This window comes from Streptomyces sp. NBC_01232, assembly GCF_035989885.1.
In the GTDB taxonomy this organism is placed as follows: domain Bacteria; phylum Actinomycetota; class Actinomycetes; order Streptomycetales; family Streptomycetaceae; genus Streptomyces.
This window is the reverse complement of sequence record NZ_CP108518.1, coordinates 8,184,715-8,207,686: the sequence shown is the minus strand read 5'-3', so window position 1 is coordinate 8,207,686 and position 22,972 is coordinate 8,184,715. Positions and strand designations below refer to the sequence as shown.

The following is a 22,972-nucleotide window of genomic DNA, read 5'->3' as shown; positions in this document are numbered from 1 at the left end:
CGCTGGTCGAATGTGGGTGGATCGTCCGCAACTCGCTGTAGGGCGCCCTCGCCGGGAGTGTGAGTCATGTTCCGTTTCCTGCCCGTCCTGCCAGCCGCGCTCGCCCTGACCGGGGCTCTCGCCGCCCCCGCGGCCGCCGCCGCGGCCGACCCGAGGCCGATCACCTCGCCGTACGTGCAGGCGGCGGCTGATGTCAGTGCCGCCGGTGCGCTGAAGCGGGCGAAGAACATCGACTGGGTGCGTCACGTCAACACCGGGCGGTACTGCGTCAACGTCAGCGAAGAGGTGAACCTGGCGTTCAGCGTGGTCCACGTCGAGCTGCCCAATTCCAACCGCCGGAGCTTCAGCACGGACCCGAACTCGACCTGCGGTCCGGACTCGGTCACCGTCTTCACGTACGACCTCAACGGCAACTACGTGGACAACCCCTTCACGGTCACCGTTTTCTGACCCGTTCCACCCGGGTGGTCGCCCGGCCAGGTGCGTCCGGGCGCGCGGCGCAGGCGGTGTTCGCCGGCTCGCCCACTGAGCTCGACTGCGACCGGGCGGAGTGATGCTTTCGGACCGGAGCCGGAGCGGCGCAGGGACCCGTTCGCACCGCCGGGCGGATTCGGCGGCATGGGGCATGCACCCGCGCGGCGGTGTGCCGCGGGACCCGACGCGATCTTCGGCCTCGGCGGCAACGACGTCGTCAACGGCCTCGGCGGCAACGACCTGCTGTGCGGCGGTGACGGCAACGACCGTCCCGAAGGCGGCAACGGCAACGACAGCCTCAACGGCCAACAGGGCACCAACACCAACAACGCCTGCTCGAACCCCGGCCGCGCACACATCGGTGCCACCAACTGCTGAGACCGAGGTTCCTGGGTCTTCGTGTGTGTCGCGGACGGACCGCTTCAGCGCTCAACCGGGTTGAGGTGGCCGCCCTCCACGAGCGACCACAGCGCCGGGCTACCGGCGGCGGGGGGTCTGCTCGGCAAGCACGGTGGTGGCGCGCTCCAGCAGGGCGCAGAGGGCGGCGTACTCCCCAGGCTTGAAGGCCTCGGCGAGGGCGCGTTCGAGGACGATGACCTCCTCATAGGCGCGGTCCAGCACGCTGCGACCCTGGTCGGTCAAGGAGGTGAGGAGGACCTTGGCGTGGGCCGGTGACGGCGTACGGGCGATGAGGTCCTTCTTGTGCAGGCCGGTCAGGACCGTTGCCATGGTCTGCTGGGTGACGCCGCAGGCCCGGGCGAGCTGGGCGCCGGACAGGTCCGCTTCCGCCGCGAGCACGAGCATCACGGTGTACTGCGTCATGGTCAGGCCGTGGCTTCGCAGGACGGCCTCGTGGTGGCCCATCAGGGCCTGTTCGGCGCGCCGGATGCGTCCGCACAGGTGGTCCTCGGCCGGGATCCCGGCTCCCTGGTTCGCCGCCGTGGCGACCATCGATTCCTCCATTTTGAATCAGCTCCCTTAGTTGACTCAGCATGCTGATTCACCTACGGTCTCCACAGCACCTGTATCAGCATACTGACTCACCAGGGAGCGCAGACATGAAGGCTGTCGTCCTCGACACCGACGACCGGTTCCGGCTGACCGACATCGACCGGCCCGCGCCCGGCCCCGGCCAGGTCGCCATCGCCGTCCGCTACGCCGGAATCCAGTGGGGCGACGAGCTCGTGCGCCGCGGCCACTTCCCGGTAGCGAGGCCCTTCGTCTCCGGGTTCGAGGCCGCGGGGCAGGTCGTCGATGTCGGCCCCGGTGTCGACGAGGCCCTGCTGGGACGGGCGGTCACCGCCCTGACCGGAGGAGGCGCCTTCGCCGAGGTGGTGATCGCCTCTGCCGCGCTCACCTTCGACGCCGGGGGGCTCGACCCGCGCACCGCCGCCGCGTTCGGCTGGGCGACTCCGACCGCATACGACCTGATCCACACGGTCACCCAGGTGCGGCCGGGCGAGCGCGTCCTGGTCCACGCAGCGGCCGGCGGCGTCGGCACCATGGCCGCCCAGTTCGCCCGGGCCGCCGGCGCCGGGCGGATCGTAGGCGTCGTCGGCGACTCCGAACGCGCGGCCTACGCCGCTCGCTTCGGCTACGACCGGCTGATCACACGTGCCGAGTTCGCCGGGGCGGGGGAGAACGGGCCGACGGGAGAGGAACCGTTCGACGTCGTCCTCGACCCGGTCGGGGGCCCCACCCGCCTGGCCAGCCTGCGGTGGCTGGCCCCCCACGGGCGGCTGGCAATGTACGGCGCCCTGGCCGGCTCCGCGCCCGTGGCACTCGACAGCGACGAACTGCTGATGAGCGGCCGGTCCGCACTGTCCTACAACAGCGACCTGCTCAGCCGGACCCACCCCGAACGGCTCGCCGGCAGCGCCCGGCACGCCCTGCGGGCCGCGGCCGAGGGCCACATCCGGCCGGACATCACCGCAGAGTACGAGATGACCGACCTCGATCAGGCGCTGGACCGGCTCGCCGGGGGAAGGACATACGGCAAGAGCATCGTGCGGATCGCGCCGCACCTCACGTGACCGGGCATCGGCAGGGCAAGGGCCCATGGGACAGGTGCAGTGCTCGGTCGCACCCCGCTGCTACGGAGCGCTCCAGCCGGCGGGGCCGCCGGCTGGAGCGCTCCGGTGGAACCGGAAACCCCGGGGGTCAGTCCTGGTCCTGGGCGTACTGAGCCGCATGCCAGCTGGAGTCGATGGCGGGATTGGCCAGGGTCCCCCAGAAGCGATCGTCAGGTATCGATGGCAGTGGCGGATTGCCCAGGTCCGCGTGCAGATCCGTACGCCAGTCGACAGTGAGACGGGCGCGGATGCTCGCGCTCTCGCACACGGACCTGTGGGGCGAGCCCCAGATTCCGTGCACCATCTTCTCCGCGGCCCACCTGCGAGGAGCGTCCCGGTGGGTGTTCGCCTGCACGATCACCGTGCGCAGTCGCAGGGCCAGCGGGTCGGCCTGTTCCGGACGTGGTGGGGATTCGCCCCGGTCCAGCGCGTCCAGGGCCGACCTGATCTCCGGGTACTTGTTCAGGCCCGTTTCCACGGCCACTCTGCGCAGCTGCTTCCGCGCGGCCTTGGCCACCTGCTCACGAGGCAGGACCGCCAGCAGCGCACCGAGTTCCTCGAGACCGTCGAGGAAACCGACATGCAGGACATCGGTGGGACTGCAGGACAGGTCCAGCTCCGGCAGCTGCTTGTCCGGTCGGGGAAGGGGATCATCGGCGCTGCCCCAGTCCGGTCCGGGAGGACCGACCCGTTCCCAGAACAACCGGCCGTTGAACGTGATGGCACCCCCGTCCCGGCCCCCGTCCAGCTGGTCGGCCAGGTCTGCCAGATACGCGCCCAGCGAGTCGGCCCGCCCGAAGTCGGTGCCGGTCTCATCGAAGAAGCGTCCGATCGCGCCGTAGGAGTCCTGCCCCCGGCGGCAGTCGATCGTGAGACCGTCGGCCGTCACCCCGTAGGAACCGAACTTCAAGTAGGCGTCGATCCAGTAGTGCTCGGCCTCCTCCTCGTTCAGGTCCTCGGCGATGCTGCGCATGAACCTGGTGTCCCCGACGATCTCGCTCACCGACAGCAGCCGGTCGTGCGTGCTGAACCGGAAGGCTTCCGCGCCGTCCAGAGCCCCGTTGTGCCGGAGCAGTGACGCGACCAGATCGGGAGGGAAGGTGACGCCCAGTTCCTCCTCTGCCGCCGCTATCTCCTCATGGCCCGCGGGCGGCCCGAGCGTGGCGAAGGTGCGAGGGGCCTTCTCGCGCAGCCACTCGTCGATGCGGACCCACGAATCCCGGACCAGGTCTTTTGTCATGAGCTGAGCCTAGAGAAGGACACTGACAGCCTGATCGCCGCCCACCGGCCACGGGGCGGGGCAGGCAGAATCCGCTCGCCGCGTCGGCGGAGCAGATGGCAGGGTGCGGAGGATGACGCCCCAGCATCAGATTCGTGCCGACTACGACGCTCGCACGATCGTGGTCTATCAGGCCTACTCGCCCGCCATAGCTGACGCCGCACTGCGAGCGGGCCGCTTCGCCGCGCCGTTCTCGTTCGGCCGGATGACGTGGATCAAGCCGTCGTTCATGTGGCTGATGCACCGCAGCAACTGGGCCCGCAAGCCCGGCCAGGAACGCGTTCTCGCGGTGCGGATCACCCGGGAGGGCTGGGAGGAGGCCTTGTCCCGGGCCGTGCTGACGACCGCCGACCCGGTGGCGACGGCCCGGGCAGCCGTACATGTCCAGTGGGACCCGGAGCGCTCGCCGCGCGGGGCGGCACTGAACCACTACAGCATCCAGGTCGGCATCGGTCGTCATCTGATCCGCACGTTCACCGACGACTGGATCGTCGGTCTCACCGACCTCACCCCTCAGATCCGAAAGGCTTCGACCCTGATACAGACCGGGCAGGCCGCCAAGGCACAGCGCTTGTTCCCTGCGGAGCGCATCTATCCCACACCCCGGACACTGGAGGACGTCATTTCCCCAGGGAGATGACGGCGGACTGCTGAGATCCGCCCGCGATCGCCGGCACTTCGATTCACGCCACACGCCCTACAGGCGGACGTTCCAGTCCACCGTGGAGCGCAGGGTGCGGATGACCTTCGGGTCGCGCACCGACGGGGTGCGGTCCTCCGCCGTGACCGACAGGCGGTGCGTGCGGAGGTCGAAGAGCCACAGCTCCGCCACCGGCACCTCCGTGCGGCCCGCGAACCGCTTCAGCTCCCGGCCGTCGAGGTACCAGCGGACCACGAGCTGACGGCCGTCCGCACCGGCCAGCTTCGGTACGGACACCTTCGCCGTGTTGCGCAGCCGTAGGGTGCGGTCCGTCGGGGTGACCGGGCTGACGATCCGCGCGTGCTGGTAGAAGCCGCCGATCATCGACTCGACCCCGGGCAGGTTGAAGGGCTTGCCCAGGACCCGCATGAGCGAGTTGTCGGTGGGCCGGTAGAGCCCGGTCACGAAGTAGTTGCCGCCCTCGTACGCGCCGACCGTGCCGCCGTCCGGTGATTCCTCGCCGAGCCAGCGGTGCCACTTGGCCCGCCGGTCGGCCATGCGTTCGGCGGTCAGGGCCGAACTGTTGGATTCGGCGGGCTCGGGGCCGGTGTACTTCTCGTAGTCCGGGACGCCCGGGTAGAAGTATTCGTCGGCGAGCTTGCCGAGGGAGTGGCCGGTCTCGTGGATGGCGACCTGGCCGGACTTCGGGTGGCCCGCGGAGGCCGTCGATATGCCCTCGTAGCCGAGGGTGGCGCTGGGCTCGTTGTAGCCCGCCCCGCCGTACTTGGCGCTGTTGGCCAGGACGATGACGAGGTCGGCGGCGGGCGCCTTCGCCACGTACGCGTCGACCTTGGGCTGGTCGATGCAGAGCAGCCGCTCGATGTTCTCGCACCAGAAGTACGAGCCGAGGGCGGTGTCGCGGACGGTGGCCGGGTCCGGGTCGCCCGAGACTCCGGAGTCGTGCGAGACCGCGTCGACCGTCCAGACGTTGAAGAGGTTGCGGTACGTGGTGTAGGGCTCGACGGCGGTCACCTCGGCCCATTTCTGCTCGGCGTCGGTGTGGAACCGTGCCAGCTCGTCGGCGGTGTAGCCGTCGCCGATGACCACCACGTCGAGGCGGTCCGCGGTGGAGCCGTTGTCGATCATCTTGGTGACCCCGCCGTCGGCCGCCCGCTCGGCCGGGGAGAGCCGGCCCGAGGCCTTCGCGGGGCTGCCTGCGGCGGGGACGCGGGCGTGGCCCGAGCCGGCGTCACCACCGTGTTCCGGCCCCGGTATCTCGACCTCCACCCGGGGAGCGCCCGCGGCACCCGCGCCACCCGCCGCGTCCGCGGGTCCGGCGGCCACCAGTGCGGCGGTGGCGCAGATCGCCGCGAGAGCTACGCGCCAGGCCGGGCGCACGGCCGGACGACGCCGGGCCGGTCCTCCTGCCGGTACCTCGGCCGGTCCCCCGACTGCGCCTCTGACTGGATCCATGAAGTCCTCCCCCGGGAACGGAAGTTGAGCGGTTTGTTAAACCGTTTGTTAAGTGCAGTGAATCGGTTGCTTAAACTAGGTGGCGCACGGGACGTGCGCAATGCCTGCTCCCCCTGAATACTGGGGAGTTCGAGCAACCAGGGGGACTTCATGGACGAACCGGCGCGGATCGGTCGCAGGGTTCAGCGCATGCGCGGTGAACTCGGTCTGACGCAGCGGCAATTGGCCGAGCCCTCCTACACCTCGGCCTACATCTCCACGCTGGAGTCGGGCAAGGTACGGCCCTCCGAGACGGCATTGCGCTTCCTCGCCGACCGCCTGGGGACCTCGTACGAGGAGCTGGCCACCGGCCGACCCGCCCACCTGGCCACCGAGCTGCGGCTCGCGCTCACCGACGCCCAGCAGACCCTCGCCACGGGTGCGGCCGACGAGGCCGCCGTACGCTACCGGCGGCTGCTCGGCGAAGCAGAAGCGCTCGGGCTGGCCCCCGAACAGGCGGAGGCGCGGCTCGGGCTCGGCGAATGCGCGCTGGAGTCCGGCGAACTGCCGGACGCGATCGGTCACTTCGAGGCGGCCGAGCGCCTCCTGGCGGACGAGCCCCTGCCCCGCCGGGCCCGGCCGATCCGCGGCCGGGCCGTCGCGCACCTGCTGGCCGGCGAACTGCGTTACGCCTGCTACCTGCTGGAATCCGCCATCGACGAGCTGGGCTCGAGCGGGCTCGCCGATCCCGAGGCACTGGTGCTCCTCAACGCCGCGATCATCGGGCCGTACCTGGACATGGGTGCCCACGCCCGCGCCGCCCGCGCCGCCGAGCTCGCACTCGCGCTGGCTCCGCAGGTCAGCGACCCGGCGCTGGTGGCCGGCATGCACCGGCAGGTGGCCCGGACCTTCCTGGCCGGCGGGCGGGTGGCCGACGCGGACGCCTCACTGGCCAAGGCCCAGGAGATCTACGGCCAGTTGCGGCTGCGGACCGACCTGGCGCACTGCCACTGGATGCGCGGATACGTACAGGCGCAGAACGGCGAGCTCGCCTCGGCGGAGCGGGAGCTGCGCACGGCCAGGGACATGCTGTCGGCGCGGCGCGCCGGGCTCTACACGGCGCAGGTGGAGGTCGAGCTGGCCGACGTACTGCGCCAGCTGGGCCGGTACGAGGAGGCGGCCGGGCTGCTCTCGGCCCTGCTGGAGCTCGGGGACAGTCACGGCGCCGTGCACGCGGGCGGGGCGCACCGGCTCCTCGGCCTGATGGCCGAGGAGCGCGGCGAGGCGGAGTCCGCGGAGGAACACTACGTACAGGCGCTGGCGCTGCTGGAGCGCAGCGGGGCGACGGGCGATCTCGCCGACCTGTGCCGGCTGCTGGGCGATCTGCTGCGGCGTACGGGACGGGTCGAGGCGGCCATGGACGCGTACCGCACGGGCCTGGGGCACCGGGCGGCGCCCGGGACCACCACCCTGGGACCGGCGCCCGCGACGCCGGCCCCGCGCACCCCCCGGGTCAGTGGTTCTCGGTCGGCTGCAGGTCCCGCGGAATGAGCGTCCAGGTCGTGGCCGCCGCGGCGACCGCGAGGACGGCGGCCAGCAGGAACGCCGGGGTGATCGCCAGGGTGTAGGCGTGCGAGGCGGTGTCGAGCAGGGCCTGGCCGACGGCGCCGCCGAGGCGTTCGGCGGTGTGCGCGGCCTCGCCGACGGAGTCCCGTACGGCGGCGGTGCTGGGGCCGTCCAGGTCCAGGGCGGGCAGGTTGCCGCGGTAGAGCGCCGCCGCGGTGGAGCCGAGGACGGCGACGCCCATGGCGGAGCCGAGTTCGTAGCAGGTCTCCTCGATGGCGGCGGCGCTGGAGACCTCGGCGGCGGGCGCGGCGGAGACCAGCGTCACCGAGGCCACGGTGGTGGCGAGTCCGGCGCCCAGGCCCATCACGGTCAGGGCGGCCGCGAAGGCCGGGTAGCCGAGGTCGGTGAACTGCTGGAAGGTCCAGGGCAGGGCCATGCCGACGGCCAGGACGACCAGTCCGGCGCCGAGCACGTGGCGGATCGCGAACCGCTGCATCAGCGACGGGGCCACCATCGAGGCGGCGATCAGCGCGAGCGGGGCGGGCAGCAGGCGCAGTCCGGCCTCCAGCGGGGTGTAGCCCTCGCCGTACTGGAACCACTGGGTGACCAGGAACAGGATGGCGCCCATGCCCACCATGGGCAGGAAGATCGCGGTGGCCGCGACGCTGAACGCGGGCCTGGCGAACAGCCGTACCTGCAGCAGGGGGTTGTCCAGGCTCAGCTGGCGGCGCACGAAGACGGTCAGGGCAACGGCGGCGATCAGGAGCAGGGCCCAGGGCAGCGGCTCGGCGATCCCGCTCTTGCCGAGCTGCTTGATACCGCCCGCGAGGGCGAGCATGCCGATGACGGACTGGCCGACGCCCCACCAGTCCCACTTGCCGGCGCTGCGCGGCGAGCGCGATTCGGGCAGGTAGCGCAGGCCGGCCGCGACGATGACGGCGGCGACGGGGAGGTTCAGGAGGAAGGCGGAGTGCCAGCCGTAGTCCTGGACCAGGAGCCCGCCGACGACGGGCCCGAAGGCCATGCCGCCGCCGAAGACGGCAGCCCAGACGGCAAGCGCGAAGGCGCGCTCCTTGGCGTCGGTGAAGACGGTGCGCAGGATCGACACGGTGGACGGCATGATGGCCGCGCCGCCGATGCCGAGGAGGGCGCGGGCCGCGATCACGTGCCAGGCCTCGGTGGAGAACACGGCTATGAGCGAGGCCAGCGAGAAGATGCCGAAGCCCGCCATCAGCAGCCGCTTGCGCCCCCAGCGGTCGCCGAGCGCACCGGCGGTGACCAGCAGGCCGGACAGGGCGAGCGCGTAGATGTCGATGATCCACAGCTGCTGCACGGCCCCGGGCCGGAGGTCACCGACGAGCGAGGGAAAGGCCACGTTGAGGATCGTGGTGTCCATGGAGATGAGCAGGAGGCTGCCGGAGAGGATCGCCAGGACGATCCACCTACGGGGGTCCAGCGCGGGGGTGTGCATGAAGTTCCGTTCAGAGGTGCGCACGCTGCGCACGGTGGAGGGGAGTTTCAGGGCGCGGGAGCGCCGGCGGGGGGCTGCACGACGGGCCGCGTCCCGCTGAGGAAGGAGGTCAGGACCAGGTGGCCGATCTGGCGCGGGGCGAGGTGGCCGTCGCGCACGCCCTCGGCGGCCGCGTCGAGCAGGCCCCAGAGCGAGTACCAGATCCAGTACGGCGGCAGGTCCGCGCGCAACCGGCCCAGCCGCTGTCCGTGGGCGAGGAAGGCCAGGGCCCGCTGGTCCTGCCGGTCGACGCCGGCCCGGAACTGCGGGTCCGCGAGGACGGTGGCGTCCCGCGAGGCGAATCCGTAGAGGTGCGCGGCGGGCATCAGGGCGATGACCAGGTCCTCGATGGCGGTGTCGAATGCGGCCGCGTCGGCGCCCGGCGCCAGGTCGAGGGGGGCCAGGCACTCGTCGACCACCTCGATCGCCCGGACGGCGACGGCCTTGAGCAGTGCCTCGCGGGTTGCGTAGCGGCGGCTCAGCGTGGCGCGGCTGGTGCCGATGCCGGCGGCGATCTGCACCATCGAGGCGCTGTGATCGCCGGCGAGGATGCGGGCGGCACCGTCCAGCAGTTCTTCTTCGTTCACCATGAGTGAGCCTCCTTCGCCTCGAACGATACAAGATTGTCTCATTCGAGGCAAAGGAGATGCACGACCACCACACAGGGATCACCAGGAGGGCGCGGTGAGCGCGGTGACCCCCGGCAGGAATCCGGCGTGCACCTGCCCGCGCATACGAACACGGGAGAGCCCGAACCGGCGCAGGCCGCGACCCTGCCCGTCGTCATCGTCGGACTGCACGGCGACGCCAGGTCTCACCCGGCCCGGAGCGCGCACGGCTGACCCGGCTCCGGGAGTCGTGCCTGCTGACCGGAGGGATCCGCCCGGGCTACTCCCCGGTGGTTCGGGCACGGGCCCCCGTGCGGGTGCGGCCGGCGGTCTGGGCCCGCTGCGGGTGGCGGCGTACGTACTCGTGCTCCAGCTCGTTCATCCGCTTCGTGTGGGTGACCAAGGCGTCGTCGGACCCGTGCAACAGGGTCTCGTGGCGCGTGCGGTGAATGGCCTCCAGCTCCTTGAGCAGCCGGCCCTCCTCCAGTTTCTGCGCCGACGGACCGCCGTCGTTCTCGGTCATGGCACGTACACCTCCTCCGCCGGGCCGCGGGATCACACTCGTCCGTCCTCCCCGGCCACTCCATCATCCCCCGCACCGCGGGACAGGGCCTCCGGGCGCACGAATCCGGCCGCCCAGCGGGAGTAGACACTGTCTACACCTGCTGGTAGACAGTGCCCATGGACCAGGAGAGACCGCTCCGGGAGCGGCTGATCGACGTGGGCGTGGAGCTCGTCATGAGCGAGGGGACCGGCGCTCTGGGGCTGCGGGAGATCGCCCGCCGGGCCGGCGTCTCGCACGGGGCGCCGCGCCGGTACTTCCCCACGCACCAGTCGCTGTTGTCGGCGATCGCCCGGCGCGGGTTCGAAGAGCTCGGCGCCCGGTTCGCGACCTCGGCGGCGGGCGCCGGGGAACTGCCCCCGCGCGAGCGGGTGCGGGCGATCGGGTGCGCGTACGTCGGCTACGCGCTGGAGCACGCGGGGATGTTCGAGCTGATGTTCCGGCACGACCTGCTGGACAGTACGGGCCGGGGGGCCGCCGAGGGGCCGCGGCTGCGGGAGACCACGCTCGCGATGTTCGGCCTCCTCGTCGGACTCGTCCGCGAGTGCGGGGCGGCCGAACCCTCCGTCACCGCCGCCGCGTTGTGGGCCAACCTGCACGGCGTGGCCCAGTTGTGGCGCTGGGGCAGCCTGCCGCTGGTCCTGGGCGGCGCCCCGGCCGACGGCGTCGATCGGCTCGTCGGCGCCGCCGTCGACGCGCACCTCGGGCCGGAGCCCGTATGAGGCAGCGGATCTCACTGCTCGTCAGTGTGGCGGGAGCCATGCTCGTCGCACTGGACGGCACCGTGCTGACCGTGGCGCAGCCGAGCCTGCGGCGCGATCTGGGGGCGAGCGTGGCGCAGGTCCAGTGGACCAGCACCGCCTACTTGCTCGCCGTGGCCGCTTTCCTGGTGGTCGCCGGGCGCCTGGGTGACCGGTACGGGCACTCCCGGCTGCTCTTCGTCGGCGTGCTCGGCTTCGCCGGCGCCTCGGCCGGCATCGTCTTCGCGCCGGGCGTGGGCTGGGTGATCGCCCTGCGCGCCGTGCAGGGCGTGTTCGGGGCGCTGCTGCAGCCCGCGACGCTGGCGCTGCTGCGGCTCGCCTATCCGCCCGACCGGCTTTCCGGCCCGGTCGCCGTGCGGACCAGCGCAATCGGGGTGGCCGCGGCGGCCGGTCCGCTGCTCGGGGGCGTGCTGGTCGACCGGTGGGACTGGCGGGCCGTGTTCGTGATCAATGTGCCGGTGGCCCTGGTGATAGCGGCGCTGACACTCGCCGTACGCGCCCCCGCACCGCCGCGTGCGGAGCGCGGGCGGCTGGAACTCACGGGCGCGGCCCTGCTCGCGACGGCCCTCGCGGTGTTCGTGCACACGCTCGTCGGAGTGCCCGGATACGGGTGGACGGCCTCGCGCACGCTCCTCGGGTTCGGGGCGGCCGCCGCCGTGGCTGCTGTTTTCGTACGCCGTGAGCGCCGGGCGCTGCAGCCCTTCGTACCGCGTGCCGTGGCCCGGTCCACGGCGGTGACGGCCTCGATGGGACTGCTGCTGATCGTCTCCGCGGGCATGTTCGGGGCGCTGTTCACCGCCACGTTCCACCTCCAGGACGTCGAGGGACTGGACCCCCTGGCCACCGGGGTGCGGGTGCTGCCGCTGACCGCGCTGATGGTCGCGGGGGCGCCCGTCGCGGGCCGGGCCCTGCGGCGGTACGGGCCGCGGCGGACCGCACTGGCCGGTACGGGGCTGGTCGTCGCCGGGATCGCCGGGCTGGGCTCCGCGTCCCCGGTGGCCTTCGGGGTGCTCGGCGCGGGGTTCACCGTCGTCATGGTCACCGCGACCGGGGCGGTGGTCGGCGAGGCCCCGGCCGGATACGCCGGGGTCGTCGGAGGGCTCAAGCAGACGGCCATGAACGTCGGCCCGGCGCTCGGGATCGCGGTCGCCGCGAGTGCCGGGCTGCGCGGCTCGGCGCTGGTGGCCCTGTCCGCGCTGGCCGCCGTAGGACTGGTGGCGGCGTCACTGCTGCCCGGCGGCGCGCGCCCGGCAGCTGCGGGCGACCTCGTCGGCGAAGACGAGGGCGGGCGGGGCGAGGGCGGCCCAGCGGCGGACCGCCCATCCGACGGCGAGGGGCGGCAGCGCGGGGATCGGCACGAGGCGCAGCGGGCCGTCTGAGCCGGGGATCTGCCAGCCGGGCAGCGCGGGCACGACGGCGTGTCCGAGGCCCAGTTCGGCCAGCAGCAGGGCGGTGTCCCAGTCGGCCACGCTGGTGTCGGAGCTGACGCGGATGCCGGATTCGGCGAAGGCGGCGTCGAGGTGGGCGCGGGAGGCGGAGTTCTTGGGGAGCCGGATGTGGCGGATTCCGGCGAGGTCGGGGGGTTCGATGCGGGCGCGGGCGGCGAGGGGGTCGTCCGCGCCGACGGCGAGCACCCAGGGCAGTTCCATGACGGGGCGCAGCTCGATGCCGCGGACCGGGCCGCCGATGGTGATCCAGGCGAGGTCGAGGGCGTCGGCGGCGAGGGCGTCGAGGCAGCTGCGGATGGAGTTCTCGGTCTGGAACTCCAGGTTCACCTCGGGGTGGCGGCGGCGGAAGGTGACGACGGCCTCGGACATGAAGTGCCGCACCGTCGTCCCGCCGGTGGTGACGCGGACGGTGCCGCCGCCGCCCCGGACGAGGTCGTCGACCCGGCGCAAGGCACCGTCGAGTCCGGCGATGCCGTCGGCGGCGGCCGCCTGGATGATGCGGCCGGCCTCGGTGGGTACGACCCCGCGGGCGTGGCGCTCCAGGAGGCTCGTGCCGGTCTGCTTCTCCAGGCGGCGGACGTGCTGGCTGACGGCCGACTGGGTGCAGCCGAGGTCGCGTGCCACGGCGCTGAGGCTGCCGGCGCGGCAGACCGCCACGAACACACGAAGATCGTCGAGGGTCATGAGACCCAAGATATCGCTTGGGTATGGGGAGTAAATCGGAGGATTGACTTGGGTTTTCGATGGGATCAAGATCGGTGCAGGGCCCGGGCGGCAACCCGTCCCCGCCTTCGCCACGGTGTCCGGAACCCGGGGCGCGGGCGAGGACGGGTGTCGACCCACCCGGCCCCGGCCCCGGCCTCAACTCGGTTACCACGAACGACCGGAGGGACACAGCGGTGCCGGATCACGTCGTCGCCTGGCTGCGGGAGCTCGGTGCGCGGGAGATCACCCATCCGGGTGGGACCCTCCTCGCACACCTTGAGCGCGTACGGGGACTCCTTGCGTCCTGGGGTGCGCGGCCCGCGCTCCAACGGGCGGGTCTGTGCCACGCGTTCTACGGCACGGACGGATTCCCCACCGCCCTGCTGCCGCTCGCGCGGCGGGCCGAGCTGGCCGCGGTGATCGGCGACGAGGCGGAGGAGATCGTGTACCTGTACGCGGCCTGCGACCGGGCGGCCTCGTACCCGACGCTCGCCCTCGAGGACGCGGTCTTCCGGGACCGGTTCACCGGCCGCGTCCACTCCCCCTCCCCTGCGTTGCGGCGGGACCTCGCCGAGCTGTCGGCGGCCAACGAGCTCGACCTCGCGCGGATCGATCCCGCCTTTCGCGAGGCCTGGGGAGGCGAACTCCTCGCCCTGTTCACGCGGTTGGGCGGGCTCCTGAGCGAGCCGGCCCGGCGGGAGTGCCGGGCCGTGCTCGGCGACGGCGAGGGCTGAGGCGGTCAGGGGGCGGGGCGGCCCGTGAGGGTGATCTCGGCGGCGCTGGTCCACGGGCCGCGGCCGCCCGCCTCGGTCAGTGCTCTCAGGCGTAGGTAGCGGCCCTGCTTCGGGGCGAGGTCCGTGGCCTTGGCGGTCGCGGTGTCGGCGAAGGTGCCGGTCGCCACCGGTGGCCCCCAGTCGGTGGTGGTGTCGGAGACGTACACCTCGTAGCCGCCGATGCGGCCGTTGACGCCGCCGTCCTGGCGGGGCAGGTAGCCGAGGCCGTCCACCGCGTAGCGGGCGCCGAGGTCGATCCGGATCTCGTGCGGGAGCGGTGCGGGCCGTGCCGAGGACCAGGCGGTGTGCCAATGCGTGGCCGGGTTCCCGTCGAAGGCGCGCGCGGCGGCGCCGTTCTCGGCGGCGGTCTCCTCGCTGTCCGCGTGGACCAGGGACCAGGCCGAGCGGTCGATCGGAGTGGCGGCGGGCAGGGGTTCGGTCGTGGGGAGGCTGGTGCCGGAGGCCGAGACGGTGAAGGCGCCCGCCTTCGTACCCGTCTTGATCCAGAGCACTCCGGAGCGGTCGGCCGGGTCGAAGAACCAGCCGGATGCGGCCGAGTCGTAGGCGGCCTTGGAGGCCAGGCCCGGCACGGGGGCTCCGTCGACGGTGACGGTGGCGGGCGCGGTGGCCACGTGCAGGGTGAACTCGTAGCCGCGGGAGGCCGGTTTGCCGGTGTAGCTGCCGGTGGGGGCGCCGACGGAGACGGAGACCGTACCGGAGCCGGCCGGCGGGGCGGTGACGTCGACCCGCTGGCGGGCGAAGGCACCGGACTGGTGGGCGCGGGTGCGGCCGTCGTCCTCGTAGAGGCTGAAGGAGGAGGTGCCGCGCGGATGGATGTCGTAGGTGAGGGTGTCCACGGGCTTCTCGCCGGTGTGGTTCATCTGCGGCCACATCGGTACGACGGCGCCGCCCTTGACGAAGAGCGGCAGGGTGTCGAGGGGCGCCTGATATCCGTTCAGCCATCCGGGGCCCGCGTACGTACGGCCCGTCCAGTAGTCGGTCCAGGTCCCGGCCGGGAGGTAGATGCCGTCGCGGACCGAGGTGTCGGAGACGACGGGCGCGACGAGGAAGGAGTCACCGGCCATGAACTGGCCGCTGGTGAGGTTGCCTCGGGCCACCGGGTCGTTCGGGTACTCCAGGACCATGGCGCGGGTGCTGGGTACGCCGCTCTCGTGGGCGACGCGGCTCATCGTGTACAGGTACGGCATCAGTCGCATCTTGAGCTGCAGGTACTTGCGGTTGACGGAGAGGTACGGCTCGGCGAAGCGCCAGGGCTGCTTGTCCTGGTAGCCGGCGGACGGGTTGGTCGCGCCCCAGCCGGACATGGTCATGAAGGCCGGGGTGAAGGCCTTCCACTGGAGGTCCCGGACGTACGTCTTCGGGCTGCCGCCGAAGATGCCGTCGACGTCGCCGGCCGCGTAGTTGAGGCCGGACAGGCCCGCTCCGGTGATGGCGGGGACGTGCCAGCGCATGTCGTCCCAGGTGCCGTGGGTGTCGCCGGTCCAGACGACGGCGTTGCGCTGGGTGCCCGCCCAGCCGTCGACGGTCCACACGTAGCGGCGGGCGTCGGAGTTCTTCTCGATCCCGTCCACGGCCTGCTGCACGCCGTTGAAGGCGTACTTGTAGCCGCTGCCGATCCAGGCCACGTCGGTCTTCACGCCCCGGCTGCCGGCGGTGCCCACCTCGTCGGCGATGGAGCCGAGGCCGGTGGAGGTCCACAGGCCCGTCTGGAAGCCCTTGGCCTTCAGCGCGTCCACCGTCGACTTGAGGGGCGCGGTGTAGCCGCAGCCGTAGCCGTCGTTGGGCAGGAACCAGCCCGAGGGCATGTCGGCGGCCCGGGCGTCGGCCGCGTAGCCGACGACGTCGGGAGTGGTCCGGTGGCGCGGCCGGTTGTGATCGCCCTGGTAGTCGGGGTTGGAGGCGTTGAAACAGTCGGCGTTGCCGAGCTCGAAGCCCCACATCGGCGCCATGAAGGGTTTTCCGCTGACGTCGGTGTACGCGTCGAGCACGGATTTGAGGGAGTCGCCGGTGAAGTACCAGGCGTCGAAGCGCTTCTCGTCGTGGGCGAGGGTGGTGGGCGCGTGGAAGCCGTAGGAGCCGGGGGCCCAGGTGTTGCGCATGACGCCGTAGCCGTTGGTGGACATGTAGAAGGGGGCGGGGCTGGCGTTGTCATTCTCGCGCCACTTGTTGTCGACGGCGATCGGGACGGTCTTGCCGCGGAGCGCCCATTCGCCCAGGCGCAGGCCGGTGCCGTAGAACTGCTCGTCCGCGCCCCGGGCCAGGTACTGGGTGGTCCGGGTGCCCGTCCAGCTGGTGGGCCGGGTCTCCTGCCAGACGGGGGTGGTGTTGTCGGCGCGGTAGACGGAGAACTTGAGGGGCGCCTTGTTGACCCGGATGGAGAGGGATCCGGTGGTGATCCGGTAGTACGGGCCCGCGTCCGAGTAACTCGCTTCCGCGGGGCCGAAGTCGGTGGTGGGGGCGAGGTCGGAGCCGGCCGGGTCGTCGGTGAAGGACCCGTCGGGCGAGAGCCAGAGCCGGAAGATGTCGGCGCGGGCGATGACCACGCGGGCCCTGGCCCCGCCGGAGGCGGTGATGGTGAAGGTGTTCCCGGACCGGGTGAAGCCGGTGACGTCGCCCGCCGTGGCCGTGGCCCCGGCGGGGGCTGCGGAGGCCGCGGACGCGGGTACGGCGAGCGGTCCGGCGGCCGCCAGCCCCACGACGGCGAGGGTGGCGGCGAGCAGCGCGGCGATGGCCGGGGTGCGTCGCCTGCGCCGCCGTCGCGCCGTGTGAACCCGGCTGCCTGACGGGCCTTGACGACCCTGGCTCCTGCGGATGCTTGGCAGTCTCATGGGGCACTCCTCGTGCGGTCCCGAACACGGACACAGCTCCTTGGCATGCTCCTGGCAAGATAGCGCTCCGGCGGCCCTTCGTGAAAGATGATGCTCGAAGTCCCGTGTGATCACGCAGATTTGAGCATCCGACAGTTCCGCAAGACATCCCCTAGAGTTCGGGCCATGGTGACCGACGCCGATGTGGCAGTGGTGGGGGCGGGACCGGTCGGGCTCGGCGCAGCGCTGCTGCTCGCCCGGGCCGGGCTCGATGTGGTGGTGCTGGAACGCCGTCCCGGGCCGGTGACCGAATCCCGCGCGACGGACCTGCACGCGCGGACCCTGGAGGCCCTCACCCCGAGCGGACTGGCCCAGTCGCTGCTCCCGCTGGGCCGGCGCGTGGACACGGTCGAGATGTGGTCGGGGCGGCGCCGGCTCGGCAGCTTCGGCCTGGGCCGGCTGCGCTCCCCCTACCCGTACATCCTCACCGTCCCGCAATGCGCGACCGAGGGCGTGCTCGCCGCGGAGGCCGAGCGCGCGGGTGTGCGCGTGCACCGTGCGACGGCCGTCCGCTCGGTCGAAGAGGACGCCGACGGCGTCACCGTACGGTCGGACACCCTCGACCCGGTGCGCGCCCGCTGGGCCGTGGCGGCCGACGGCGCGTCGAGCACCCTGCGCGCCCTGACCGGAACGGTGTTCCGCGGCAGGACGTACGCGGGCACGTGGCGGCTTGCCGACCTGCGTGTGGAGGAACCCTCACTGGATCCGGCGCGGGTGCACATGGTCGGCGGGCCGCGCGGCCTGCTCGTGGTCCTGCCCATGCACCTCGACGGCTGGACCCGGGTCGTCCTGCACCTTCCGCACGGCGGCATGCCGGGCGGGGGCATGCCGGGCGGGGACGTGCCGGGCGGGGACGTGCCGGACGGGGGCGGCGCGGAGGAGCTCGTCGCCGAGGCGGCGGCCCGGGGGTGGACGGCGACCGTCCGCGAATGCCGCTGGACGAGTACCTTCCGCACCCACCGACGCCTCGCCGCGCACGACGGCGGGAGGCGGGTGCTGCTGATCGGCGACGCCGCCCATGTGTGCAGCCCGATCGGCGGGCAGGGGCTCAACCTCGGTCTGCGGGACGCGGTCTCCCTCGCGGCGGCGCTGCCCGCGGCCACTGCCGCGGCCCGCGGCGGCCCGTCCCACGAGGCGCTCACGGCCTGGCGCCGCGCCCGTCGCGCCGATGCGCTGGGCGTCCTCGCCCGCACCGATCTCGCGACCCGCGCCTGGACCCTGCGCTCGGCACCCGCCCGCGTCGTACGGGACACGGCGGTGCGCGGCGCACTCACCATCCCGGCCGGGCGCCGTCTGCTCGCCGAGGCGGTCGCCGGCCCCCGGCCCAGGGGGTGTCCTGCCGATCACGCCGGGCTCGATCGGCAAGACACCCCCTAAACCGGTTCGGGACGCGGTGGGGTGACCGCCAGGACCGGTGGGGCCGGGGAGGACCAGCGATGGCCGCAGGGTTCGAAGGCCAGGACCACCGGCTGCCCCGGGCGCTGACGCCAGGAGATCCGTTCCGGTGCGCCGTCGCACACCGGACAGCAGGGCAGCGGACGGGGTTCCGGCAGGCACTCGGGGGCTGCCGTGAGCTGCGTGGCGTGCGGATCGCGCATGGAGGCTCCCTGGTCGTGCGGTTGGGCTGATCGCACTGTGCCATGGACGGACCCTGGTACGCACGGGCGGATCATCCAGTGTTCCGGCTGGTCAGAGGTGCGGTCAGCAGGGGGAATCCGGTCCTCTTACGGGCACTTGGTGATCAACCGCTCCCGCTGCCGGCCTCCACGAGGCCCGATTCGTACGCCGCGATCACCGCCTGTGCGCGGTCGCGGACGCCCAGCTTGCCGAAGATGCCGGTGATGTGGTTCTTGACCGTGGAGACACTGATGTCCAGGTCCGCGGCGATCTCGGCGTTGCCCCGGCCGGTGGCCATGAGCCGCCAGATCTCCAGCTCGCGCGGGGTGAGTTCAACCGGGGTCCCGGCCGCCCACGACCGCGGCCGCTCGGGGGTGCGTACGTAGGCGGAGAGGAGCCGGCTCAGCAGCCGCGGCGCGACGGCGGCCTCTCCCCCGTGGACGATGCGGACCGCGGCGATCAGCTCCTCCGGGGATACGTCCTTGGGCAGGAAGCCGTACGCGCCGGCGCGCAGGGCGGCGACCACATACTCATCCATGTCGAAGGTGCTGAGGGCCAGGACCCGGGTGCCGGGGAGCGTGCGGGCGAGTTCCGCAGTGGCCCGGACCCCGTCGAGGACGGGCATGCGGATGTCCATGACGACCACGTCGGGCCGCACCTGCTGGGCGAGGGCGACTGCACGGGCTCCGTCCTCGGCCTCGCCCACGACCTCGAACTCCGGGTCGGGGCCCAGGATCAGGGCCAGGCCGCGCCGTACCAGCGGCTGGTCGTCGGCGATGAGTACACGGATCATCCGTGCCGTTCCTCTCCGGAGGGTGTCAGGGACACCGGGGCAGGGACAGTGGCCGGGGCGGGGGCAGGGATGCGGGCCGCCACCCGGAATCCGCCGCCGGCGACGGCGGTGGCCTCCAGGGTTCCGCCCTGGAGGGCCACCCGCTCGTGCATACCGATCAGACCGTACCCGGGGCGCGCCGCGGGGCGTGCGGGCGGTGCCTGCGCTCCCGCGCCGTCGTCGCGCACCTCCACTCCCACCTCGTACCGGTCGTAGGTGAGGCGTACGTGGGCGCGCGCACGGCCCGCGTGCTTCCGGGTGTTGGTCAGGGCCTCCTGGACGATGCGGAAGACGGTGAGGCCCACGCTCGGCGGGAGCGGGCGCACCGGGCCGTCCACGGTGAACTCCGTCTCCGTACCGGCCAGCCGGGACTCGGTGATGATCCGGGCGAGGTCGCCGGCCCCGGGCTGCGGCGCCGGCGGGTTGTGTTCCGGTTCCTCCCCGGCCCGTAGTACGTCGAGGAGTTGGCGCATCTCGCGCAGCGCCATCCGCCCGGATTCCTCCAGGGTGACGAGGGCCTCGCGGGAAGCCTGCGGGTCGTAGGCCAGGTTGGCCCGGGCCCCGCCGGCCATCAGCTGCATGGTGGTGATGTGGTGGGCGACGATGTCGTGCAGTTCGCGGGCGATCCGGCGGCGTTCCTCGGCCACCGCCCGGTCTGCGAGCAGCCGCCGCCGGGCCTCGGCCTCCCGCTGCCGGTGCTCGACCGCCCAGGCCGCGGTGACGGTGATGAGCGCCGCGGTGGCGGTGCCGGCCAGTCCCCACCAGCCGAAGGACAGCGGCCAGCCGCTCTGGCCGGCGGAGGCGAGCGCCGCCGCGGCCGCCGCGGCCGCCACGACGACGCCGGGGCGGTGCATCCTGGCCACCGTGTAGAGGGCGATCGTCAGGCTGAGGGTGAAGTGCGGCGACTGCGGCGCCACCACGTTCACCAGTACGCCGACGGCCAGTATCGCGGCGAGCACGGGCACCGGGCGGACGCGCCGGGCCAGCAGGGCCATCGCCGAAACCACCAGCAGGACGGCCGCGGTGACGCTGAGGGTGCCGCCCTCGGCGAGGGTGCTCAGGGAGAAGCCGACGAGGTCCGTGGCGGCGGCCGCCACCGCGACGAGCGCGTCATTGCGCGTCCAGGGTCCCCGGTCCCCTTCGCCTTCCGCGCCCGCATCCCCAGCCGCTCCCGCATCCACATCCGCACGCGTACTCATGACCCCGCCCCCGCCCTTGCCCACGCCCATGCTGCGTCCGTGCCCGCCCCCGTGCCGCCGGTCCTGTTCCCCGGTGGTCGAGACCCATTCTGGCACCGGCCGTCTCCCCTGCCGCCCGACCACGGTCGGGGTCCGGACCAGGACCGGAGTCCTGGTCGGCGCGGGCGTCCGGACCCTGGTCCCGGGCTGCGGATCCTCCTGCGCCCTGACGTTTCGTCCGCTCTCCCCTGATGGTCTGGAGTCGGGCCGGGAAACCCCGGTCCGCACCGCACAGACCGGAGGAAGCCAGTGATCCGCGCCCTGACCGGATTCTCGACGAGAAGTCCGTGGAAGGTGATCGCCCTGTGGGCGGTCCTGGGACTGACGGCGGCCGTCCTGGGCCAGGCGTTCGTCTTCCGCGCCATCCAGACCGGCAGCGGCGGGTTCCTGCCCGCGCACTACGACTCGGCGGCGGCCCTGAAGATCGCCGAGGAGCGGTTCGGGGCCGACCCGGACGCCAATCCGCTCACCGTGCTGGTGGCCCGGTCGGACGAGGCACCGCTCACCGCCGCCGACGAGCAGCGCATCGACGCACAGGCGGCCCGGTTGTCGCGGCAGCGGGTCGTCATGCCCCGCACCGAGGACACCATGCCCCTCGCGCAGGACCACTCTCAGGTCCCCCGGGTGAGTCCGGTCATGACGGCGCCCGACCGCTCCTTCCGGCTGCTGTCCGTCGAACTGAGCGGGAATCCCGCCGATCCCGGTGTGCAGGACACCTACCGGGCCTTCCGCGACTCGGTGCGCGACGCGCTGGCCGAGGAGGGGCTGCGCACCGGCTTCACCGGCGGGATCGCCGACCGGGTGGACAGCACGGACGCAGAGAAGACCCGGTCGGCGATCGTCGGCGGCGCCATGCTCCTGGTCATCGTCCTGCTGCACGTCTTCGTCTTCCGCAGCGCCCTGGCGGCCCTGCTGCCCCTGCTCGCGGTCACCGTCATCGGTGGCGCGGCGGCGGGCGTGGTGGTCGGCGCCGCGCTGCTGACCGGGACCGGACTGGCCGAGTCCACACCGAGCCTGATCAGCGTGGTGCTGATGGGCATCGGCATCGACTACTTCCTGTTCCTCCTCTTCCGCTTCCGGGAGCAGCTGCGCAAGTACCCCGAGCAGTCGGGGCGTGAGGCCGCCGCCCTGGTCGCCGGACGGGTGGGTACGGCCATCACCTCGGCGGCCCTGACCATCGTCGCGGCGTTCGCCACGCTCGGAGTGGCCTCCTTCGGCCAGTTCCAGGTCCTCGGGCCGGCCATCGCCCTGTCCGTGCTCGTGATGCTGCTGGGCAGCCTGACCCTGATGCCGGCCCTGCTGGCGGTCACCGGCCGAAGGATGTTCTGGCCCTCCCGGAGCCTGGAGCGCGAGCCCCGCGCGGGGTCCGCCGCCCGCATGGGCGACCGGGTGGCACGTCGGCCGGTCGCGCTGGTCCTGGCCTCGCTGGCGCTGCTGGGCACGCTGGCCGCCGGGGTCATGGGCATGCGCATCGACTACGGGCAGGGCGGTGGGGGCGGGGAACGCACCGCAGCCGTGACCACCGCGGCCGAGATCTCCCGCGCCCTGCCGGCCGGGGTGTCGGACCCGACGAGCGTCTTCGTCACGGCCTCCGACGGCGCCGTCCTGACCACCGAACGGCTCGGTGGGCTGTCCAAGGCCCTCGCCCGGGTCGGCGGCGTGGGCCAGGTCGCGGACACCGTACTGACGGAGGACCGGCGGGCCGCGCGGATCGACCTGTTCCTGACCGCCGACCCCCAGCGCCAGGAAGCACGCGACCTGGTGACGGGACCGCTCCGGGCCGCGGTCACGGCGCACACCCCCGCCGGTACGGAGGCACACGTGGGCGGCACGGCGGCCGTCTTCGCCGACATCGCGACCGCGGTGGACAAGGACCTCCGGGTGGTCTTCCCCGTGGCGGCGGCGCTCATCGCGCTGATCCTGATCGCCCTGCTGCGCAGCCTGCTGGCGCCGGTGATCCTGCTGGCCGCGGTCGGGCTCGGCTTCGCCGCCACCCTCGGCGCGTCGACCCTGGTGTTCCAGCACGCGCTGGACCGGCCCGGGGTGGACTTCACCCTGCCGCTCGTGCTGTTCCTCTTCGTGGTCGCGCTCGGCACGGACTACAACATCCTGATGAGCGACCGGATCAGGGAGGAGATGGCCCGGCCGGGTCCGGCCCGCGCCGCGGTCGGCCGTGCCGTCCGGCACACGGCTCCGGCCATCGCCACGGCGGGCCTGGTCCTGGCCGCCTCCTTCGGAAGCCTGGCGGTGACCCCCGCCCCGTCCACCCAGCAGATCGGCTTCGCGACGGCCCTCGGCATCATCCTGTCCGCGTTCGTCCTGTCGATCGTGCTGGTGCCCGCGCTGGCCACTGTGCTGGGCCGGTCCCTGTGGTGGCCGGTACGTCCGCGCCGGTCCGGGGCCGACGCCGACGACACCGAGCAGCAGGGGACCCCGGAGCGGGTGCTGGTCGGCTGAGCCGCCCCTGACGGGGCGAAGGCGCCGCCGCACGCAGGGCCCCGTACGTGGTACGTCGTACGGTCGGTCCCGCGCGCGGCGGCGCCTTCG

20 protein-coding genes and 1 pseudogene are annotated in these 22,972 nt (G+C 72.7%); 10 read left to right on the top strand and 11 right to left on the bottom strand.

The window, feature by feature from the left end; genetic code table 11:
* The first annotated feature begins 66 nt into the window (after nt 1-66).
* Together OG444_RS37710 and OG444_RS37705 are read left to right on the top strand one after the other, a co-directional pair.
* Nucleotides 67-450, top strand: a complete 384-nt coding sequence (locus OG444_RS37710; protein ID WP_327266373.1) for a hypothetical protein — start codon at nt 67-69, stop codon at nt 448-450.
* Between the two features lie 168 nt (nt 451-618).
* Nucleotides 619-852: a calcium-binding protein gene (locus tag OG444_RS37705; protein ID WP_327266372.1), complete on the top strand. Its 234-nt coding sequence runs from the start codon at nt 619-621 to the stop codon at nt 850-852.
* A 99-nt stretch (nt 853-951) separates the two neighbouring features.
* Here OG444_RS37705 and OG444_RS37700 read toward each other — a convergent pair whose 3' ends face one another.
* On the bottom strand, nt 952-1,437 hold the full coding sequence (locus tag OG444_RS37700; RefSeq protein WP_327266371.1) for a MarR family winged helix-turn-helix transcriptional regulator: 486 nt from the start codon (nt 1,435-1,437) through the stop codon (nt 952-954).
* 95 nt (nt 1,438-1,532) lie between these two features.
* Here OG444_RS37700 and OG444_RS37695 point away from each other — a divergent pair, with 95 nt between their 5' ends.
* On the top strand, nt 1,533-2,507 hold the full coding sequence (locus OG444_RS37695) for a quinone oxidoreductase family protein (RefSeq protein ID WP_327266370.1): 975 nt from the start codon (nt 1,533-1,535) through the stop codon (nt 2,505-2,507).
* Between the two features lie 127 nt (nt 2,508-2,634).
* Here the strand turns inward: OG444_RS37695 and OG444_RS37690 are convergent, their stop codons facing one another.
* Complete coding sequence (locus tag OG444_RS37690) at nt 2,635-3,786, bottom strand: SMI1/KNR4 family protein (protein WP_327266369.1); 1,152 nt, start codon at nt 3,784-3,786, stop codon at nt 2,635-2,637.
* Between the two features lie 112 nt (nt 3,787-3,898).
* Here OG444_RS37690 and OG444_RS37685 point away from each other — a divergent pair, with 112 nt between their 5' ends.
* On the top strand, nt 3,899-4,465 hold the full coding sequence (locus tag OG444_RS37685; RefSeq protein ID WP_327266368.1) for a DUF4291 domain-containing protein: 567 nt from the start codon (nt 3,899-3,901) through the stop codon (nt 4,463-4,465).
* A 57-nt stretch (nt 4,466-4,522) separates the two neighbouring features.
* Here OG444_RS37685 and OG444_RS37680 read toward each other — a convergent pair whose 3' ends face one another.
* Nucleotides 4,523-5,938 carry a M64 family metallopeptidase gene (locus tag OG444_RS37680; protein ID WP_327266367.1) on the bottom strand — a complete coding sequence of 472 codons (1,416 nt, stop codon included), beginning with the start codon at nt 5,936-5,938 and terminating at the stop codon, nt 4,523-4,525.
* Nucleotides 5,939-6,088: 150 nt separating this feature from the next.
* Between OG444_RS37680 and OG444_RS37675 the strand changes: the two genes are divergently transcribed.
* A complete protein-coding gene (locus OG444_RS37675) occupies nt 6,089-7,468 on the top strand; it encodes a helix-turn-helix transcriptional regulator (protein ID WP_327266366.1) in 1,380 nt (459 codons plus the stop codon).
* Here OG444_RS37675 and OG444_RS37670 read toward each other — a convergent pair.
* The 4 genes from OG444_RS37670 to OG444_RS37655 form a co-directional block, all read right to left on the bottom strand.
* Nucleotides 7,431-8,978 carry an MFS transporter gene (locus tag OG444_RS37670; RefSeq protein ID WP_327266365.1) on the bottom strand — a complete coding sequence of 516 codons (1,548 nt, stop codon included), beginning with the start codon at nt 8,976-8,978 and terminating at the stop codon, nt 7,431-7,433. The two genes, OG444_RS37675 and OG444_RS37670, sit on opposite strands and share 38 nt — an antisense overlap.
* A gap of 23 nt (nt 8,979-9,001) precedes the next feature.
* Complete coding sequence (locus OG444_RS37665) at nt 9,002-9,583, bottom strand: TetR/AcrR family transcriptional regulator (protein WP_327266364.1); 582 nt, start codon at nt 9,581-9,583, stop codon at nt 9,002-9,004.
* A gap of 78 nt (nt 9,584-9,661) precedes the next feature.
* Complete coding sequence (locus OG444_RS37660) at nt 9,662-9,793, bottom strand: hypothetical protein (protein WP_327267082.1); 132 nt, start codon at nt 9,791-9,793, stop codon at nt 9,662-9,664.
* Nucleotides 9,794-9,881: 88 nt separating this feature from the next.
* Nucleotides 9,882-10,124, bottom strand: a complete 243-nt coding sequence (locus OG444_RS37655) for a DUF6158 family protein (protein WP_327266363.1) — start codon at nt 10,122-10,124, stop codon at nt 9,882-9,884.
* A 158-nt stretch (nt 10,125-10,282) separates the two neighbouring features.
* On the opposite strand from OG444_RS37655, the gene OG444_RS37650 reads away from it, so the two are divergent.
* Together OG444_RS37650 and OG444_RS37645 are read left to right on the top strand one after the other, a co-directional pair.
* A complete protein-coding gene (locus OG444_RS37650) occupies nt 10,283-10,885 on the top strand; it encodes a TetR/AcrR family transcriptional regulator (protein WP_327266362.1) in 603 nt (200 codons plus the stop codon).
* Nucleotides 10,882-12,177: pseudogene (locus tag OG444_RS37645) on the top strand (MFS transporter); the annotation flags it as partial. The gene OG444_RS37650 and the pseudogene OG444_RS37645, both read left to right, overlap by 4 nt.
* On the opposite strand, the gene OG444_RS37640 reads toward OG444_RS37645, so the two are convergent.
* Nucleotides 12,148-13,056, bottom strand: coding sequence for a LysR family transcriptional regulator (locus OG444_RS37640; protein WP_327266361.1), 909 nt, complete (start codon nt 13,054-13,056; stop codon nt 12,148-12,150). The pseudogene OG444_RS37645 and the gene OG444_RS37640 sit on opposite strands and share 30 nt — an antisense overlap.
* A gap of 215 nt (nt 13,057-13,271) precedes the next feature.
* Between OG444_RS37640 and OG444_RS37635 the strand changes: the two genes are divergently transcribed.
* Nucleotides 13,272-13,811 (top strand): DUF6817 domain-containing protein, encoded by a 540-nt coding sequence (locus tag OG444_RS37635; RefSeq protein WP_327266360.1) that lies wholly within the window; start codon nt 13,272-13,274, stop codon nt 13,809-13,811.
* Nucleotides 13,812-13,816: 5 nt separating this feature from the next.
* On the opposite strand, the gene OG444_RS37630 is transcribed toward OG444_RS37635, so the two are convergent.
* On the bottom strand, nt 13,817-16,699 hold the full coding sequence (locus OG444_RS37630) for a TIM-barrel domain-containing protein (RefSeq protein ID WP_327266359.1): 2,883 nt from the start codon (nt 16,697-16,699) through the stop codon (nt 13,817-13,819).
* Between the two features lie 165 nt (nt 16,700-16,864).
* Between OG444_RS37630 and OG444_RS37625 the strand changes: the two genes are divergently transcribed.
* Nucleotides 16,865-18,115: an FAD-dependent oxidoreductase gene (locus tag OG444_RS37625; protein ID WP_327266358.1), complete on the top strand. Its 1,251-nt coding sequence runs from the start codon at nt 16,865-16,867 to the stop codon at nt 18,113-18,115.
* 364 nt (nt 18,116-18,479) lie between these two features.
* On the opposite strand, the gene OG444_RS37620 is transcribed toward OG444_RS37625, so the two are convergent.
* Both OG444_RS37620 and OG444_RS37615 read right to left on the bottom strand, forming a co-directional pair.
* Complete coding sequence (locus OG444_RS37620; protein ID WP_327266357.1) at nt 18,480-19,148, bottom strand: response regulator transcription factor; 669 nt, start codon at nt 19,146-19,148, stop codon at nt 18,480-18,482.
* Nucleotides 19,145-20,386: a sensor histidine kinase gene (locus OG444_RS37615; protein WP_327266356.1), complete on the bottom strand. Its 1,242-nt coding sequence runs from the start codon at nt 20,384-20,386 to the stop codon at nt 19,145-19,147. Before OG444_RS37615 ends, OG444_RS37620 begins: the two co-directional genes overlap by 4 nt.
* A 288-nt stretch (nt 20,387-20,674) precedes the next feature.
* Here OG444_RS37615 and OG444_RS37610 point away from each other — a divergent pair, with 288 nt between their 5' ends.
* On the top strand, nt 20,675-22,882 hold the full coding sequence (locus OG444_RS37610; RefSeq protein WP_327266355.1) for an MMPL family transporter: 2,208 nt from the start codon (nt 20,675-20,677) through the stop codon (nt 22,880-22,882).
* Nucleotides 22,883-22,972 lie beyond the last annotated feature (90 nt).

Excerpts from the sequence above, each read along its gene's own strand:
- OG444_RS37615 (WP_327266356.1), bottom strand. The coding sequence starts at position 20,386 with ATGAGTACGCGTGCGGATGTGGATGCGGGAGCGGCTGGGGATGCGGGC.
- OG444_RS37655 (WP_327266363.1), bottom strand. The coding sequence starts at position 10,124 with ATGACCGAGAACGACGGCGGTCCGTCGGCGCAGAAACTGGAGGAGGGC.
- OG444_RS37640 (WP_327266361.1), bottom strand. The coding sequence starts at position 13,056 with ATGACCCTCGACGATCTTCGTGTGTTCGTGGCGGTCTGCCGCGCCGGC.
- OG444_RS37680 (WP_327266367.1), bottom strand. The coding sequence starts at position 5,938 with ATGGATCCAGTCAGAGGCGCAGTCGGGGGACCGGCCGAGGTACCGGCA.
- OG444_RS37695 (WP_327266370.1), top strand. The coding sequence starts at position 1,533 with ATGAAGGCTGTCGTCCTCGACACCGACGACCGGTTCCGGCTGACCGAC.
- OG444_RS37690 (WP_327266369.1), bottom strand. The coding sequence starts at position 3,786 with ATGACAAAAGACCTGGTCCGGGATTCGTGGGTCCGCATCGACGAGTGG.
- OG444_RS37685 (WP_327266368.1), top strand. The coding sequence starts at position 3,899 with ATGACGCCCCAGCATCAGATTCGTGCCGACTACGACGCTCGCACGATC.
- OG444_RS37620 (WP_327266357.1), bottom strand. The coding sequence starts at position 19,148 with ATGATCCGTGTACTCATCGCCGACGACCAGCCGCTGGTACGGCGCGGC.
- OG444_RS37700 (WP_327266371.1), bottom strand. The coding sequence starts at position 1,437 with ATGGAGGAATCGATGGTCGCCACGGCGGCGAACCAGGGAGCCGGGATC.
- OG444_RS37675 (WP_327266366.1), top strand. The coding sequence starts at position 6,089 with ATGGACGAACCGGCGCGGATCGGTCGCAGGGTTCAGCGCATGCGCGGT.
- OG444_RS37710 (WP_327266373.1), top strand. The coding sequence starts at position 67 with ATGTTCCGTTTCCTGCCCGTCCTGCCAGCCGCGCTCGCCCTGACCGGG.
- OG444_RS37650 (WP_327266362.1), top strand. The coding sequence starts at position 10,283 with ATGGACCAGGAGAGACCGCTCCGGGAGCGGCTGATCGACGTGGGCGTG.
- OG444_RS37665 (WP_327266364.1), bottom strand. The coding sequence starts at position 9,583 with ATGGTGAACGAAGAAGAACTGCTGGACGGTGCCGCCCGCATCCTCGCC.
- OG444_RS37630 (WP_327266359.1), bottom strand. The coding sequence starts at position 16,699 with ATGAGACTGCCAAGCATCCGCAGGAGCCAGGGTCGTCAAGGCCCGTCA.
- OG444_RS37625 (WP_327266358.1), top strand. The coding sequence starts at position 16,865 with ATGGTGACCGACGCCGATGTGGCAGTGGTGGGGGCGGGACCGGTCGGG.
- OG444_RS37705 (WP_327266372.1), top strand. The coding sequence starts at position 619 with ATGGGGCATGCACCCGCGCGGCGGTGTGCCGCGGGACCCGACGCGATC.